Source organism: Agrobacterium sp. A3-95, assembly GCF_053521785.1.
Map to the genome: position 1 here is coordinate 231917 of NZ_JBNWDR010000008.1, position 14074 is coordinate 245990.

Genomic DNA, 14074 nt, shown 5'->3' on the forward strand with positions numbered 1-14074 from the left:
GGACGCCGGAACGAAACGTTACTGACGTCGCCAACACCTTGAAAGGGTAATGTCATGAACGTAGCACGCAGCTTTAATAACTGGCGCAAGTATCGTCAGACCGTCAACGAACTGGGCCGCATGAGCAGCCGCGAACTGCACGATCTCGGTATCGACCGTAGCCAGATCAACAGCGTCGCCCGCGCCGCCGTCGGCAAGTAATCAGGCAGCTGTTGCCGCTTTTGAATGACTAAACGCCCGCTTCGCGGGCGTTTTTGTTTTTGGCGAACCGTCGACGCTTGTGTCTCCCACGGGGCATGCCGTGCAAAGGCGCAAATCAAGCTGTTGCATCGATGTTTCGGGTTGGAAAAATCGCCATGCGTTTGATGCATGTCTGAGGTGCAAGCTTGTGTCTGTGAAATGCAGAAAAAAATGATATCTTCAAATCATCGAAACGGATGTACCTCCTCCCACATCCTTTCGGTAATGCGGGTGATCCTACTCCTCCTCCCAAGGATTGCCCCGGGGACAGCGGTTTCCTCCTCCCATATCGCTGTTCAATCTTTCAAGAAGCCTGCCGCACCTCCTCCCGCGGCAGGCTTTTTTGTTTTCAGCGCCGGGCGCCGTTTTCAGGCAATCCGCTTTTCATCTCCACAAGAATGGTTCAGTCGAAAGCCATCATGCCGATGGGCGTAACGGCACGCGTGCCCGCGCGCTTGGCAAGTGCGTAGGAAAGGCACTGTTCCACGGCGTCCTGCGGCACAGGTTTTACGATAACGCCTGCGCCGATACCGAGATTGACCACCACTTCCGGATTTGCCGTCATGAAGATCACCACGACGCCGTGATCCTGCGAAAGCCGCCTCCCGATCTCCGGGCCGGTCTGGCCGTCGGCGAGATTGACGTCGACAAAGGCAATATCTGCGCGGCTGCCGAGTGCCACGGCCTGATCCAGCCGGTTGGCGATGCCGATGACGTCAGCTTCCTCTTCCGCCTGCATAATGGAATCTTCGATATCCATGGCGATGAGAAATTCGTCCTCCACGATCAGCACACGCGGTTGTTCCGTGCGGAAACCCGGTTCGTTTTGCAGGATGTATGCGGACATATGACTGCCTCCATTCCATGCGCTTTAGCGCGGTCGGAAGGCAAACACCTGCCGAAGCAACTCGTTCCAAAGTGAGATAAACATGGTGAATACAGTGTAAACGGACCGGCTTTTCGGCTATCACCTCTAGATAGCGAAGCAGTTGATTCGGTTTGGTTTTCATCCGGGGAAGGGGTCGGAGACAGTCGCCGTAGCGCATCTTTCGCCCCTGGAGCACAAGCCTTTAGCCGCAAGCGGGGCAAAGGCTTGCATGCAAATTCAAAGCGTTACAGCGTCCTTCACGCGCCAGGAAGGAAACGCAGGAACGTTGCCGATCATTCGCGTGCCGCGGTTAAAAAACGGCGCGAGACCCTATGAGTTTAGAAAGAGAATAAGACGATGACCCAGTCTCCGCGCGCTCCAATCGCCCGCAATACGCCCAATATCGCTGTTATCGGCGTCGGTGGCGGCGGCGGAAACGCGATCAACAACATGATCGACGAGGGCATCGGCGGCGTTGATTTCATCGCCGCCAATACGGATGCGCAGGCGCTGAAGAAAACCAACGCGCCAAGGCTCGTGCAACTCAGCTCCGAACTCACAGGCGGGCTGGGTGCCGGGGCTGATCCGGAGGTTGGCCGGCAGGCGGCAATCGATTCGCTTGACGAGATCATGGATCACCTCAACGGTTACGACATGTGCTTCATCACCGCCGGTATGGGCGGCGGTACCGGCACCGGTGCTGCGCCCGTCATCGCGGAAGCGTGCCGTGCGAAGAATATCTTGACCGTCGGTGTCGTCACCCTGCCGTTCAGCTTCGAGGGCGCGCGCCGCATGCGTGCTGCCGAATATGGTTTCGCCAATCTGCTTAATACCGCCGATACCGTCATCGTCATTCCCAACCAGAACCTGCTGCGTATTGCGGATGCCGGCACTACCTTTGAAAGTGCCCTGAAGACGGCGGACAAGGTCCTGTCCCTCGGCGTGCGCTGCATTACCGATCTCATCCTGCGCGAAGGCCTGGTCAATCTCGACTTCGCCGATGTGCGTTACGTTATGAAGAATGGCGGACGCGCGCTTATGGGCACGGCGCAGGCCAAGGGTCCAAAACGCGCTTCGGAGGCGGCAGCAGCCGCCATCGCCAACCCGCTGCTCGGCGAACCGTCGCTGAAGGAGGCCCGCGGCGCGCTGGTGTCGATTTCCGGCGGCAACGACCTGACGCTTTACGAGATCGACGAGGCGATGACGCTTGTGCGCGAGGCAGTCAGCGAAGAGACAGATGTGGTGATGGGCGCGTCCTTCGATCCGACGCTGGACGGCGCTTTCAAGATTTCCGTCGTGGCCACCGGCCTGCGTAACTGAGGTCCCTACCTCGAAGCGGTGCTTTGTAAAAAAGCAGCGATGTCACAAATTGAATTATTGAAGCCGTCGCGGGTAATTTTCGTGACGGCTTTTTGTTGTTTTTGAACAATTATTCCGCCATTCGAGGGGCAGGTGCTGCAACGCGGCGTTGATATGGAAAAAATATAATAGTACTCTTTATGTCGACAAGAGGGATTTGGTTATGACGGATATAATTGCTTCTGCCGAGCGTAAGCGTGGCTCCGGCGTGAAGATGGTCTACGATCTGCTGCGCGACGAGATTCTCGATCTGGTTCTGCCGCCGGGTAGTCCAATCGATGAGGTGCAGCTTGCCGAGCGGTTCAAGATGTCGCGCACGCCCATTCGCGAAGCGCTGGTGCGGCTCTCGGGCGAGGGGCTGATCGATACGCTGCCGAACCGTTCGACCATGGTGTCGAACATCGATTTCCTCAATATGCATACCTATTTCGATGCGCTGGTGCTGATGTACCGGGTGACGACCCAGCTTGCTGCCCAATATCACCGTCCGGAAGATCTGGCCGGCATCCGCGCCCATAATGCGGAATTTGCCATTGCGGTGGAAGAGCAAGACGCGCTGGCGATGATTTCCACCAATGCGGCCCTGCACCTTTCCATCGCCGAAGCCGGGCGCAACCCCTATTTCACCAGTCTGTTCAAGCGTCTGCTGGATGAGGGACGGCGCATCTTGCGGCTGTATTACCAGTCCTATGATGATCGCCTGCCGAAACGTTTCGTCGACGATCACGATGCGATCATCGCGGCGATCGCCGCGCGCGACATCGTTCTGTCCGAGAAACTGGCCCGCGAGCATGCCGAACAGATCGTGCAGCAGGTGCAGAAACTACTGGTGCGCAATGAGCGGCTGGAAATAAATCTGTAGCTTGTCGATTTCTTGTCGACAAATAAAATACAAGATTGTAATGTCCTTGTTGAAAGGGTGGCGCGGAGGTGCGTCCATTCCCGAAAAACTGTCCCTTAGGAGCTAGTAATGACGGCCAGCATTTTTTCCGGCGTGATTCCCGCCTTGATGACCCCCTGCAAAGATGATCGCACCCCCGATTTCGACGCGCTTGTCCGCAAGGGCAAAGAGCTGATCGCCGATGGCATGTCTGCCGTCGTGTATTGCGGTTCCATGGGCGACTGGCCGCTTCTTTCCGATGAGCAGCGCATGGAAGGCGTGGAACGTCTGGTGAAAGCCGGCATTCCGGTCATCGTCGGCACCGGCGCGGTCAACACGGCATCTGCCGTTGCGCACGCCGCCCATGCCCAGAAGGTTGGCGCAAAGGGCCTGATGGTCATTCCGCGTGTTCTTTCGCGCGGCTCGGTCATCGCTGCCCAGAAGGCGCATTTCAAGGCCATCCTTGCGGCCGCTCCCGAAACGCCCGCTGTCATCTACAACAGCCCCTATTACGGTTTCGCCACCCGCGCCGATCTCTTCTTCGCGCTGCGTGCGGAACACAAGAACCTCGTGGGCTTCAAGGAATTCGGTGGTCCGGCGGATATGCGTTACGCTGCTGAAAACATCACCAGCCGCGATGATGAAGTCACCCTGATGATCGGCGTCGATACTGCCGTTGTCCACGGCTTCGTCAATTGCGGCGCAACCGGCGCGATCACGGGCATCGGCAATGTCCTGCCGAAGGAAGTCATCCATCTCTGCAAGCTGTCGCAGGCCGCCGCCAAGGGCGATGCGGATGCCCGCGCCCGCGCGCTGGAACTGGAGCAGGCGCTCGCCGTCCTCTCCTCCTTCGATGAAGGCCCGGATCTGGTTCTCTACTTCAAGCACATGATGGTGCTGAAGGGCGACAAGGAATATACGCTGCACTTCAACGAGACCGATGCCCTCAGCGACAGCCAGCGCGGTTATGTCGAGGCGCAGTTCAAGCTGTTCAATAGCTGGTACGCCGACTGGAGCAAGCTTCCGGGTGCGGTGCAGGCCTGCAAGGCTGCCTGATTACTTTCTGCAGTGAAAAAGGCCCGCATTTGCGGGCCTTTTTTCGTTTTATGAGGTTCGATAGATATCCTTCGTCATGCCTGATTGGGTTCGGCATGACGAAGGACTGATGTCAGGAGACGGCGTCCATCCCCTGTTCCAGCAGCCGGTCGAGACCGGCGATTTCGGCGGCGGTCAAGGTGATGCCTTCGCTTTCCGATTTGGCGCGTGCAGTGAAGCGGCGGCCGGAGGGCAGGCGGGCACCCTGGCCGATAATGGCGTCGAACAGGATTTCCGCCCGCTGGAAAGGATCGCCCGGACGGCCCCTGGCGAAGGCTTCCGGGGAAAAGGCGACGATCAGCTCGCCATGGAACGGCGCAAGCGTTGTGGTGCCGAGATACTCCAGTACTTCAGGGCTGGTCAGGTCACCGATCATGATACCCGCGAGAAGCTCGATCATGGTGCCGATGGCCGAACCCTTGTGGCCGCCGAACGGAAGCATGGCACCGGCAAGCGCAGCCTCCGGGTCGGTCGTCGGGTTTCCGTCGGCATCCACGGCCCAGCCTTCAGGCAAAGATTTGCCCGCGCGACGGTGCAGTTCTATCTCGCCGCGCGCCGCAACAGATGTAGCAAAATCAAAGACATAGGGTGAAGTGTTCTTACGGGGCCAACCGAAGGCGAAGGGGTTGGTGCCGAGCAGCGGCTTGGTTCCGCCAGTGGGGGCGACGGTGGAATAGCTCGGGCACATGACCAGACCCGCTAGACCGTTCGCTGTCAGCCCCTCGACTTCCGGCCAGAGCGCCGAGAAATGCGTGCAATCATTGATGACGAGCGCGGCGATGCCGGTGCGTTTCGCCCGCTCCACCAGAACAGGCAGGCCAAGCTCGAAAGCGGGGTTGGCAAAGCCGCCATTGGCGCTGACTTTCACGATCGCTGTGCCGTCGTCTTCGGCCACCTCCGGCATCGCATCGGGCTTAACCTTGCCTGCCTTGACGGTGCGCAGGGCGCCTTCGATGCGGTAGATGCCGTGCGATTTGCAGGCGTCACGCTCACCGGCAACAATAACCCGCGCAAGCGCCCCCGCCTGCATGGCATTGAGACCCGCCTTGCGGAAAATCGCTTCGACCCGCTGAAAAAGCCCGTCGATGGTCAATGTGGTGTTGTCGCTCATCATAATCCTCCGATATTGGGCTCGCACATATTGAATACATAAAGTATACAACGGTCATTCTATTGCAACTCGTCTTTTCGGCATTCTGCGTCCGGTGCCCATTCCTGCCACAAGCGCCGGGATGAGAGTAGGGCGGAACTGCCCAACCAGGGCGTCATTTTCACGTGCTCTTCGGTCCCGAATTGCAAGCTCGCTGCCGTAGCACTGTTCGCTGCTGCAAAAATTCTTTTTGTATACTCATTGTATTTTTATGTTGATTTATCGCCTCCATGGGGAAATAGTGACCTCGCCTTCAATGGCAGAGCAATTCTGGGAGCAAATCAACAATGAAAAAATCGGTCATCGTCGCCGGCCTGCTGGCCGCCACTTTCGCTATTACTCCGGCCAAGGCCGACAAGCTTGACGACATCATTTCGTCCGGTACGTTGCGCTGCGCGGTCGTGCTCGACTTCCCGCCCATGGGCGCACGTGATGACGCCAACAACCCGATCGGCTTCGATGTCGATTATTGCAACGATCTCGCCAAGGCGCTCGGCGTCACGGCTGAAATCGTCGAGACACCGTTCCCGGAACGTATTCCGGCGCTGATGTCCGGCCGCGTCGATGTTGGCGTTGCCTCCACGTCCGATACGCTTGAGCGCGCCAAGACGGTTGGCATGACCGTGCCTTACTTCGCCTTCGAAATGGCTGTCACCGCCAACGACAAATCTGGCGTCAAGTCCTTTGAGGACATGAAGGGCAAGACCGTCGGCGCGACTGCCGGTACGTTTGAAGCCATTGCGCTCGAAAAGACCGTCAAGGAATGGGGCGTAGGCGAGTTCCGTCCTTACCAGACGCAGGCCGATGTGTTCCTCGCGCTCAGCCAGGGCCAGATCGACGCCACCGTTTCGACCTCGACCGTTGCACAGGCCAACGTCAAGACCGGCAAATTTGCCGGCATCTCGGTGGTCGGCAAGGCACCCTATGACATCGATTATGTCGCTCTCTTCACCAACCGCGATGAATATGGCTTCATCAATTACCTGAACCTGTTCATCAACCAGCAGGTTCGCACCGGCCGTTACGCCGAACTCTACGGAAAATGGGTTGGCGGCGAAGTTCCTTCGCTCACCGTCAACGGCGTCTATCGCTGATCGGAACTTTTCCCAAACGGCGCGGTCGGATCGATCGCGCCGTTGATCGTTTCTGAAAAGGTGAGACGGTTATGTTCAATTATACATTCCACTGGAATCAGGCGCTGAAGGCTTTGCCGCAGTTGCTGGACGGTGCGGTGGTGACGCTGCAGATCGCGATCCTGTCAATGGTGATCGGTCTTTCCTGCGCCATCGTGCTGACCCTGTTCCGGCTTTCCGGTAACCGGATATTGGGTGCCATTGCCGCCGTCTGGGTGGAAATCGCCCGCAACACGCCGGCGTTGTTCCAGATTTACATGGCGCATTTCGGCCTTGGCAATTTCGGCATTCATCTCAGCCCCTATACGGCACTTCTGGCCGGCATCGCCTTCAACAATGCGGGCTATCTTGCGGAGAACTTCCGTGGAGCGCTGAAGGCGATACCGGATACGCAAACGCGCTCCGGCCGTTCGCTCGGCATGACGTCGATGCAGACCTTCCGCCTCATCATCATGCCGCAGATGCTGCGCGTCGCCTTCCTGCCTGCCACCAACCAGATGGTCTGGGCAATCCTGATGACCTCGCTCGGTGTCACCGTCGGCATGAATACGGATCTTGCCGGTGTCACGCAGGCCTTGAACGCCCGTTCGTTCCGCACCTTCGAATTCTTCGCGCTTGCTGCGGTCATCTATTACGTGATCGCCAAGATCGTCACGCTTGCCGCCAGATTGCTGGCCGCTCGTCTGTTTCGTTACTGAGAGAGGTGCGCCATGTTTGAAACCGCTCTCACCTGGAGTGATCTTGCCTTCCTTGCCAAGGGCGCGGGGATGACGCTTGCCGTCACCGCCGTTGCCGTGACGGCTGGCACCCTCATGGGGATCATCTTCGGTGTCATCCGCTTCCAGCTCGGGGCCTATTGGTCGCTGCCGCTGACCTTCGTGCTGGATGTTTTCCGCTCCGTGCCGCTCCTCATCCAGCTGGTGCTTGGCAATGCCTTCCAGTCGATCGCCAAGCTCGGCTGGCCGCCATTCACCACCTCATGCGTGGTTCTGTCGCTTTATACGGCGGCCTATTGCACCGAGATCGTGCGTGGCGGCATCGAAGCGGTACCGTCGAACACGCGCCGTGCCTGCCGTTCGCTCGGCATGACCTGGTCGCAGGACATGCGCTACATCGTGCTGCCGCTTGCAACTCGCGTGTCGTTGCCCGCCTGGATCGGCCTGACACTCGGCGTCATGAAGGATTCGGCGCTGGTGCTGTGGCTCGGACTTATCGAGCTTCTGCGTGCCTCGCAGATCCTCGTCACCCGCCTGCAGGAACCGCTGACCATTCTCATGATCTGCGGCGCCATCTATTTCCTTATCAGCTTCCCCATCGCCCGTTTCGGCGGGTATCTCGAAAGACGGTGGTCCCCCAATGATTGAGATCGAAAACGTCCGCAAATCCTTCGGCCCGCTGGAGGTTCTGAAAGGGATCAACCTGACCGTCAACAACGGCGAGGTCGTCACTATCATCGGTGGTTCCGGCTCCGGCAAGTCGACGCTGCTGACCTGCATCAACGGCCTGGAGCCGATCGATAGCGGCAAGATCGTCATCGACGGCACCGAGGTGCATGCCAAATCGACCGACCTCAACAAGCTGCGTCGCAAGGTCGGCATCGTCTTCCAGCAATGGAATGCCTTTCCGCATCTGACGGTGCTCGAAAACGTCATGCTGGCGCCGCGCAAGGTGCTTGGCATTTCGAAAGAGCAGGCGGAGGAAATCGCGGTCAAGCAACTGACCCATGTCGGTCTTGCCGAAAAGCTGAAGGTCTATCCGAACCGCATGTCTGGCGGTCAGCAGCAGCGTATGGCGATTGCCCGCGCTCTTGCCATGTCGCCGGAATATATGCTGTTCGACGAAGTCACCTCAGCGCTCGATCCGATGCTGGTGGGCGAAGTGCTCGATACGCTGAAAATGCTGGCCGACGAGGGCATGACGATGATCTGCGTCACCCATGAAATGGCCTTCGCCCGCGATGTGTCGAACCGTGTCGCCTTTTTCCATCAGGGCGTGATGGCGGAAATCGGCACGCCGGATCAGCTTTTCGGCGCGCCGCAGCACCCCGAGACGCAGAAATTCCTGTCGAGCGTGCGGTAATGTCTGCAAACAATGTCATCGTCATAGGGGCCGGCGTTGTCGGCCTCTCGGCAGCTATTGCCGCGCAGGGACGCGGCCTTTCGGTCACGGTTATCGATCGCGAAGGCCCGGCGGCCGGCGCTTCCGCCGGTAACGCCGGTGCCTTCGCCTTCACCGATATCCTGCCGCTCGCATCCCCCGGCATTCTCTGGAAAGCGCCGAAGTGGCTTCTCGACCCGCTCGGGCCTCTCAGCGTACCGCCTGCCTATGCGCTGAAGATTGCACCATGGATGTTCCGGTTCTGGCGCGCCTGTGCCGCCTCGAAGGTTGAACATTCCACCGCCGCCCAGACGGCGCTGATGGACCTGTCGAAATCTGAACTTGAGCCGTTTCTCAGGAGAACCGACACGATTGCCATGCTGCGCAAGGAGGGCAATCTCCAGGTCTATGAAAGCGAAGCCGAATTCGAAGGCTCGCTTGCCGGCTGGAAGGCGCGCGAGCGTCATGGCATCGAGTTCCGGCACCTCAATGCCGAGCAGATGGCCGAGATACAGCCCGGCATCGCACCGCGTTTCACCTGCGGCACCTTCACGCCCGGCTGGCATTCCATCGCCGACCCGAAGCTCTATACGCTGGCTCTTGCCGAGCATTTCCGCAGCATCGGCGGTCGTATCGAACGTCTCGACATCGCAGCGCTCAGGCCGCTGGAAGACGGTGTGGAAGTGGTGAGCCATGACGGGCGCACCCGCAAGGCCGGCAAGGTGGTGCTGGCGGCAGGCGCATTTTCGCATCGCATTGCCCGTTCGCTTGGGGAAAAAATTCCGCTGGAAACGGAACGGGGGTATAATACCACCCTGCCTTCAGGCGCCTTCGATCTGCGCACGCAGGTGACCTTCGGCGGTCATGGTTTCGTTGTCACGCGGCTTTCGACCGGCATTCGCGTCGGCGGTGCAGTGGAGCTGGGCGGGCTCGAGCTTCCGGCCAATTTCGCCCGCTCCGAGGCGCTTCTCGCCAAGGCGGCAAGTTTTCTGCCAGGCCTGAAAACCGAAGGCGGCAAACAATGGATGGGTTTTCGCCCGTCGCTGCCCGACAGCCTGCCCGCGATTGGTGCGGCGCGCCACACGGCGCGGGTGGTCTATGCCTTCGGCCACGGCCATCTGGGGCTGACGCAATCGGCCGGCACGGCCCGCATCGTCGCCGATCTACTGACGGGGCAAAAACCCGCCATCGATACAAGGGCATTTTCGCCACAACGTTTCTAGAGGATTTTGGCTTTTCTCCGAAACGCAAAAATTCTCTAGTTTTTTTACGCATTTTCCAGACGTAAAACCGCTACGCACTTTTACTGGAAATGCTTTTGGGGAGATTTTCGATGTCTTCTTCCGGTTCGACAACAGCCGTTCCTCAGGCGCGCAGCATCCTGCCGGGCGCGGCTGAAGGCGTGGTGATCGCCACGACAGAGGCGCTGAGTTTCTGGGGCGGTGTCGATCCCGCCACCGGCAAGGTGATTGACGTGCACCACCCGCTGCACGGCGTCTGTCTCACCGGCGGTGTGCTGTTCATGCCGTCAAGCCGTGGCTCCTGCACCGGTTCTGGCGTTTTGCTCGATCTCATCCTGACGGGCCGCGCACCCTCAGCGCTTGTCTTCTGCGAGGCCGAAGACGTGCTAACGCTCGGCGCGCTGATCGCTTCGGAAATGTTCGGCAAGCCCCTGCCGGTGCTGCGCCTGGACGCGGAGAATTTCGCGCGGCTCTCCCAAGCCTCTCATGTGCGTATCGATGAAAATACCATTGAGGCTGATGGCGTTTCCCTCGCGATAGCGCCGCCTGCGACGACGCATCTCGATCTCAAGAATGACGACAGGGCAATGGTCGAGGGCCGCGACGGCATTGCCGTGCAGCAGGCCATGCGCATCATTGTCGCCATGGCCGCCCAGCAGGGGGCGTCAGCGCTCGTCGATGTCACGCAGGGTCATATTGACGGCTGCATCTATGCCAGCCCCGCCAATCTCACCTTTGCAGAGAAGATGGCGGAGATGGGCGCAAGCGTGCGCGTGCCGACGACCATGAACGCCATCTCGGTGGACAAGGCGCATTGGCGCGCGCAGGGCGTGCCGGAGGATTTCGGCGATCCCGCCGCAAGGCTGGCGGATGCCTATGTACGCATGGGTTGTCGCCCCACCTTTACCTGTTCGCCATATCTGCTCGACAGCGCGCCGCAGGCCGGCGACATGATCGCCTGGGCCGAATCGAATGCCGTGATTTTCGCAAATACGGTTCTCGGCGCACGCACGGCCAAACATCCGGATTTTCTCGATCTCTGCATTGCCTTGACGGGCAGGGCGCCATTGTCCGGCGTTTATCTTGAGGAAAACCGCCGACCGCAACGCATTGTCGATGTCGCTTTGCCTGAGGATATCAATGACGCCTTCTGGCCGCTCATCGGTTATCTCGCTGGCAAGGGAGCCCCCGATTGCATTCCGCTTCTGCGCGGTCTTGGCGCTGCAAAGCCTTCGCGTGATGATCTGAAGGCGCTCTGCGCCGCTTTCGGCACCACGTCTGCGGCTCCCATGCTGCATATCGAGGGCGTCACCCCGGAAGCGCGACTGGAGCCGGTCGAGACGGCGGAAACCGTCACAGTTTCGCTTGCTGATATGGCCGCAGGCTGGTCGCTTCTGAATGAGGGACCAGAGGATGTGCAACTTGTTGCCATCGGCAGCCCGCATGCCTCGCTGGAGGAATGCCGCGCGCTGGCGTCCGCCTTCAACGGACGCAGGCGTCATGCAAATGTTGCCGTCATCGTCACTGCCGGACAGCAGGTCATCGACGCAGCAGAACGGGACGGCACCCTGCAAAGCCTGCATGACAGTGGCGTCCAGGTACTGCCTGATCTGTGCTGGTGCTCGATTTCCGAACCGGTCTTTCCGACCAGGACGCGCGCGCTGATGACCAATTCGGGCAAGTACGCCCACTACGGTCCTGGCCTCAGCGGCCGCGCGGTGCGTTTCGGCAGCCTTGCCGACTGTGTTGAAAGCGCACTGACCGGTCGTGCTATTTCCCGTCTTCCATCATGGCTTTCCTGAGGAGCACAAAATGCGCAGTATCAAGACAGTTCACGTCATCTCCGCCCATGCGGAAGGCGAGGTGGGTGATGTGATCGTGGGCGGCGTCAGGCCGCCGCCGGGCGAGACGATCTGGGAACAGAGCCGTTTCATCGCCCGCGATGAGACCCTGCGCAATTTCGTGCTCAACGAGCCGCGCGGTGGCGTGTTCCGCCACGTCAATCTTCTGGTGCCGCCAAAACATCCTGACGCGGATGCTGCCTTCATCATCATGGAGCCGGAAGATACCCCGCCCATGTCGGGCTCCAACTCCATCTGCGTTTCCACCGTGCTTCTGGATGGCGGTATCGTGCCAATGCAGGAGCCGGAAACCCATATGCTGCTTGAAGCGCCGGGCGGGCTTGTGAAGGTGCGTGCCGAATGCCGCAATGGCAAGGCCGAACGCATTTTCGTGCAGAACCTGCCGAGCTTTGCCGCGAAGCTCGATGTAGAGCTTGAGGTCGAGGGTCTCGGTACGTTGAAGGTGGATACGGCCTATGGCGGCGACAGTTTCGTCATCGTCGACGCCGAGGCGATGGGCTTCAGCCTGAAGCCGGACGAAGCGCATGAGATTGCCCGTCTCGGCGTGCGCATCACCAATGCGGCCAACAAGGCTCTGGGTTTCGAGCATCCCGAAAACCCGGATTGGCGTCATTTTTCCTTCTGCCTGTTTGCGGGCAAGGTGGAGCGCACCGCTGAGGGCCTGCGGGCAGGTGCCGCCGTCGCCATCCAGCCTGGCAAGGTGGATCGCTCACCGACCGGTACGGCGCTTTCGGCCCGCATGGCGGTGCTGCATGCACGCGGTGAGATGAAAGAAGGCCAGACGCTGACGGCCGTGTCGCTCATCGGCTCCACCTTCACCGGTCGCATTCTGGGAACGACAACGGTGGGCGACCGCCCGGCCATCCTGCCGGAAATTTCCGGCCGCGGCTGGATCACCGGCATTCACCAGCACATGCTCGATCCTTCCGATCCATGGCCGGAAGGATATCGTCTGACGGACACTTGGGGCGCTCGATAAGGACGATACACCGTACTTACCTCATCCCTGTGACCAGCACAGGGATGAGGGAGGGAACTCCTCACCCGCCCACCCGCTTCGTTGTCTCGCGCACGATCAACTCGAACCCGACATCCACCCGCGCACCTTCGGGAACGGCAGCGCCTTTTTCCGCTTCCAATATGGAAAGCAGCAATTCGCCCGCTTTGCGGCCGATCATCTGGGCGTCTACACGGATCGTCGAAATCGCCGGATAACATTGCCGGCCGATGTCGAAATCGCCGAAGCCGAGGATGGAAATCTGTTCGGGAACGCGAATGCCGCGACGATGACACTCCATCAGTGCGCCGACGGCGGAAATATCGGAGACCGCGAAAATACCTTCGACATCCGGCGCCTTCGCCAGCAATGAGCCGAGCGTTTTGGCCCCATGGTCGTAGGAGACTGGGGCGCTGCCCTCGCGGATGATGAGGTCGTCGGCAATCCCGGCTTCGCGAAGTGCAGCACCAAAACCGAGCAGACGGCTTTCGCCGCGCCAGTCTTTTACATCGCCATCCGCACGCGATCCCAGTGCGCCAATTCTCTTAAAGCCAAGCGATATTAAATATTTGGCGGCGTTTCTTCCCACTTCATAGTTGGAAAAGCCGACCGCGTGGTCGATGGGATGTTCGGGAACGTCCCAGATTTCCACAATTGGGATGCCGGCGCGCATCAAAACTTCGCTCGCCATCTTGGTATGCACCGTTCCGGCAACGACTATAGCGTCTGGCCGGCGCTCCATCATGGTGCGGATGACGCGCTCCTCCTCCTGGAGATCGTACATGGTATAGCCGATCAGCAGTTGGTAGTCGGCGGCGCGCAGAGCATTGGCGAGCCCCTGTGCGCTGTCGGCGAAGTTGGAGTTGGTGAGCGTCGGCAGGATGGCGGTGATGAAATTGGTGCGCCGGGAAGACAGCGAACCGGCGATTCTATCTGGAACATAGCCCAGCTTCTCGATGGCCTTCATCACCTTCTGGCGCGTGTCCTCAGACACCAGCGCCGGATCGGCCAGCACCCGCGAAACGGTCATCTTGGAGACGCCCGCGAGTTTCGAGACGTCGCTCATGGTTGCTTTTTTTGACGTGACTAACGCTGCGGCCAAGGGCGTGCGCTCCACCAAAGCATGTCTCCCTGAATTAGAACCGGTTCAGG

General features: G+C 59.6%; 14 protein-coding genes. 11 read left to right on the forward strand and 3 right to left on the reverse strand.

Annotated features, from left to right (window positions below; genetic code table 11):
• Positions 1 to 54: 54 nt before the first annotated feature.
• Positions 55 to 201, forward strand: coding sequence for a DUF1127 domain-containing protein (locus ACQZ5Y_RS20550; protein ID WP_004431290.1), 147 nt, complete (start codon positions 55 to 57; stop codon positions 199 to 201).
• 442 nt (positions 202 to 643) lie between these two features.
• Here ACQZ5Y_RS20550 and ACQZ5Y_RS20555 read toward each other — a convergent pair whose 3' ends face one another.
• Positions 644 to 1087 (reverse strand): response regulator, encoded by a 444-nt coding sequence (locus tag ACQZ5Y_RS20555; protein ID WP_004431292.1) that lies wholly within the window; start codon positions 1085 to 1087, stop codon positions 644 to 646.
• A gap of 378 nt (positions 1088 to 1465) precedes the next feature.
• On the opposite strand from ACQZ5Y_RS20555, the gene ftsZ reads away from it, so the two are divergent.
• From ftsZ to ACQZ5Y_RS20570, 3 genes are all read left to right on the forward strand, one after another.
• Entirely contained in the window at positions 1466 to 2428 is a 963-nt protein-coding gene (gene ftsZ, locus ACQZ5Y_RS20560) for a cell division protein FtsZ (protein WP_019566702.1), read from the forward strand.
• A 202-nt stretch (positions 2429 to 2630) separates the two neighbouring features.
• Entirely contained in the window at positions 2631 to 3329 is a 699-nt protein-coding gene (locus ACQZ5Y_RS20565; RefSeq protein WP_112192122.1) for a GntR family transcriptional regulator, read from the forward strand.
• Positions 3330 to 3437: 108 nt separating this feature from the next.
• Positions 3438 to 4403, forward strand: coding sequence for a dihydrodipicolinate synthase family protein (locus ACQZ5Y_RS20570; protein WP_013761087.1), 966 nt, complete (start codon positions 3438 to 3440; stop codon positions 4401 to 4403).
• Positions 4404 to 4515: 112 nt separating this feature from the next.
• On the opposite strand, the gene ACQZ5Y_RS20575 is transcribed toward ACQZ5Y_RS20570, so the two are convergent.
• Positions 4516 to 5553, reverse strand: a complete 1038-nt coding sequence (locus tag ACQZ5Y_RS20575) for an Ldh family oxidoreductase (RefSeq protein ID WP_174051146.1) — start codon at positions 5551 to 5553, stop codon at positions 4516 to 4518.
• Positions 5554 to 5879: 326 nt separating this feature from the next.
• Here ACQZ5Y_RS20575 and ACQZ5Y_RS20580 point away from each other — a divergent pair, with 326 nt between their 5' ends.
• From ACQZ5Y_RS20580 to ACQZ5Y_RS20610, 7 genes are all read left to right on the forward strand, one after another.
• Positions 5880 to 6686: an ABC transporter substrate-binding protein gene (locus ACQZ5Y_RS20580; protein WP_013761084.1), complete on the forward strand. Its 807-nt coding sequence runs from the start codon at positions 5880 to 5882 to the stop codon at positions 6684 to 6686.
• A 71-nt stretch (positions 6687 to 6757) separates the two neighbouring features.
• The gene (locus tag ACQZ5Y_RS20585; RefSeq protein ID WP_019566704.1) at positions 6758 to 7423 is read left to right on the forward strand and encodes an amino acid ABC transporter permease; all 666 of its coding nucleotides are present in this window, start codon (positions 6758 to 6760) and stop codon (positions 7421 to 7423) included.
• Between the two features lie 12 nt (positions 7424 to 7435).
• On the forward strand, positions 7436 to 8089 hold the full coding sequence (locus ACQZ5Y_RS20590) for an amino acid ABC transporter permease (RefSeq protein ID WP_004431304.1): 654 nt from the start codon (positions 7436 to 7438) through the stop codon (positions 8087 to 8089).
• On the forward strand, positions 8082 to 8804 hold the full coding sequence (locus tag ACQZ5Y_RS20595; protein ID WP_004431309.1) for an amino acid ABC transporter ATP-binding protein: 723 nt from the start codon (positions 8082 to 8084) through the stop codon (positions 8802 to 8804). Before ACQZ5Y_RS20590 ends, ACQZ5Y_RS20595 begins: the two co-directional genes overlap by 8 nt.
• On the forward strand, positions 8804 to 10045 hold the full coding sequence (locus tag ACQZ5Y_RS20600) for an NAD(P)/FAD-dependent oxidoreductase (protein WP_025594922.1): 1242 nt from the start codon (positions 8804 to 8806) through the stop codon (positions 10043 to 10045). Before ACQZ5Y_RS20595 ends, ACQZ5Y_RS20600 begins: the two co-directional genes overlap by 1 nt.
• Positions 10046 to 10155: 110 nt before the next feature.
• On the forward strand, positions 10156 to 11865 hold the full coding sequence (gene lhpI / locus ACQZ5Y_RS20605) for a cis-3-hydroxy-L-proline dehydratase (RefSeq protein WP_174051148.1): 1710 nt from the start codon (positions 10156 to 10158) through the stop codon (positions 11863 to 11865).
• A gap of 10 nt (positions 11866 to 11875) precedes the next feature.
• Entirely contained in the window at positions 11876 to 12904 is a 1029-nt protein-coding gene (locus tag ACQZ5Y_RS20610) for a trans-3-hydroxy-L-proline dehydratase (RefSeq protein WP_025594919.1), read from the forward strand.
• A 61-nt stretch (positions 12905 to 12965) separates the two neighbouring features.
• Here ACQZ5Y_RS20610 and ACQZ5Y_RS20615 read toward each other — a convergent pair whose 3' ends face one another.
• On the reverse strand, positions 12966 to 13988 hold the full coding sequence (locus tag ACQZ5Y_RS20615; protein ID WP_019566709.1) for a LacI family DNA-binding transcriptional regulator: 1023 nt from the start codon (positions 13986 to 13988) through the stop codon (positions 12966 to 12968).
• Positions 13989 to 14074 lie beyond the last annotated feature (86 nt).

Excerpts from the sequence above, each read along its gene's own strand:
- ACQZ5Y_RS20550 (WP_004431290.1), top strand. The coding sequence starts at position 55 with ATGAACGTAGCACGCAGCTTTAATAACTGGCGCAAGTATCGTCAGACC.
- ACQZ5Y_RS20555 (WP_004431292.1), bottom strand. The coding sequence starts at position 1,087 with ATGTCCGCATACATCCTGCAAAACGAACCGGGTTTCCGCACGGAACAA.
- ftsZ (WP_019566702.1), top strand. The coding sequence starts at position 1,466 with ATGACCCAGTCTCCGCGCGCTCCAATCGCCCGCAATACGCCCAATATC.
- ACQZ5Y_RS20565 (WP_112192122.1), top strand. The coding sequence starts at position 2,631 with ATGACGGATATAATTGCTTCTGCCGAGCGTAAGCGTGGCTCCGGCGTG.
- ACQZ5Y_RS20570 (WP_013761087.1), top strand. The coding sequence starts at position 3,438 with ATGACGGCCAGCATTTTTTCCGGCGTGATTCCCGCCTTGATGACCCCC.
- ACQZ5Y_RS20575 (WP_174051146.1), bottom strand. The coding sequence starts at position 5,553 with ATGAGCGACAACACCACATTGACCATCGACGGGCTTTTTCAGCGGGTC.
- ACQZ5Y_RS20580 (WP_013761084.1), top strand. The coding sequence starts at position 5,880 with ATGAAAAAATCGGTCATCGTCGCCGGCCTGCTGGCCGCCACTTTCGCT.
- ACQZ5Y_RS20585 (WP_019566704.1), top strand. The coding sequence starts at position 6,758 with ATGTTCAATTATACATTCCACTGGAATCAGGCGCTGAAGGCTTTGCCG.
- ACQZ5Y_RS20590 (WP_004431304.1), top strand. The coding sequence starts at position 7,436 with ATGTTTGAAACCGCTCTCACCTGGAGTGATCTTGCCTTCCTTGCCAAG.
- ACQZ5Y_RS20595 (WP_004431309.1), top strand. The coding sequence starts at position 8,082 with ATGATTGAGATCGAAAACGTCCGCAAATCCTTCGGCCCGCTGGAGGTT.
- ACQZ5Y_RS20600 (WP_025594922.1), top strand. The coding sequence starts at position 8,804 with ATGTCTGCAAACAATGTCATCGTCATAGGGGCCGGCGTTGTCGGCCTC.
- lhpI (WP_174051148.1), top strand. The coding sequence starts at position 10,156 with ATGTCTTCTTCCGGTTCGACAACAGCCGTTCCTCAGGCGCGCAGCATC.
- ACQZ5Y_RS20610 (WP_025594919.1), top strand. The coding sequence starts at position 11,876 with ATGCGCAGTATCAAGACAGTTCACGTCATCTCCGCCCATGCGGAAGGC.
- ACQZ5Y_RS20615 (WP_019566709.1), bottom strand. The coding sequence starts at position 13,988 with ATGAGCGACGTCTCGAAACTCGCGGGCGTCTCCAAGATGACCGTTTCG.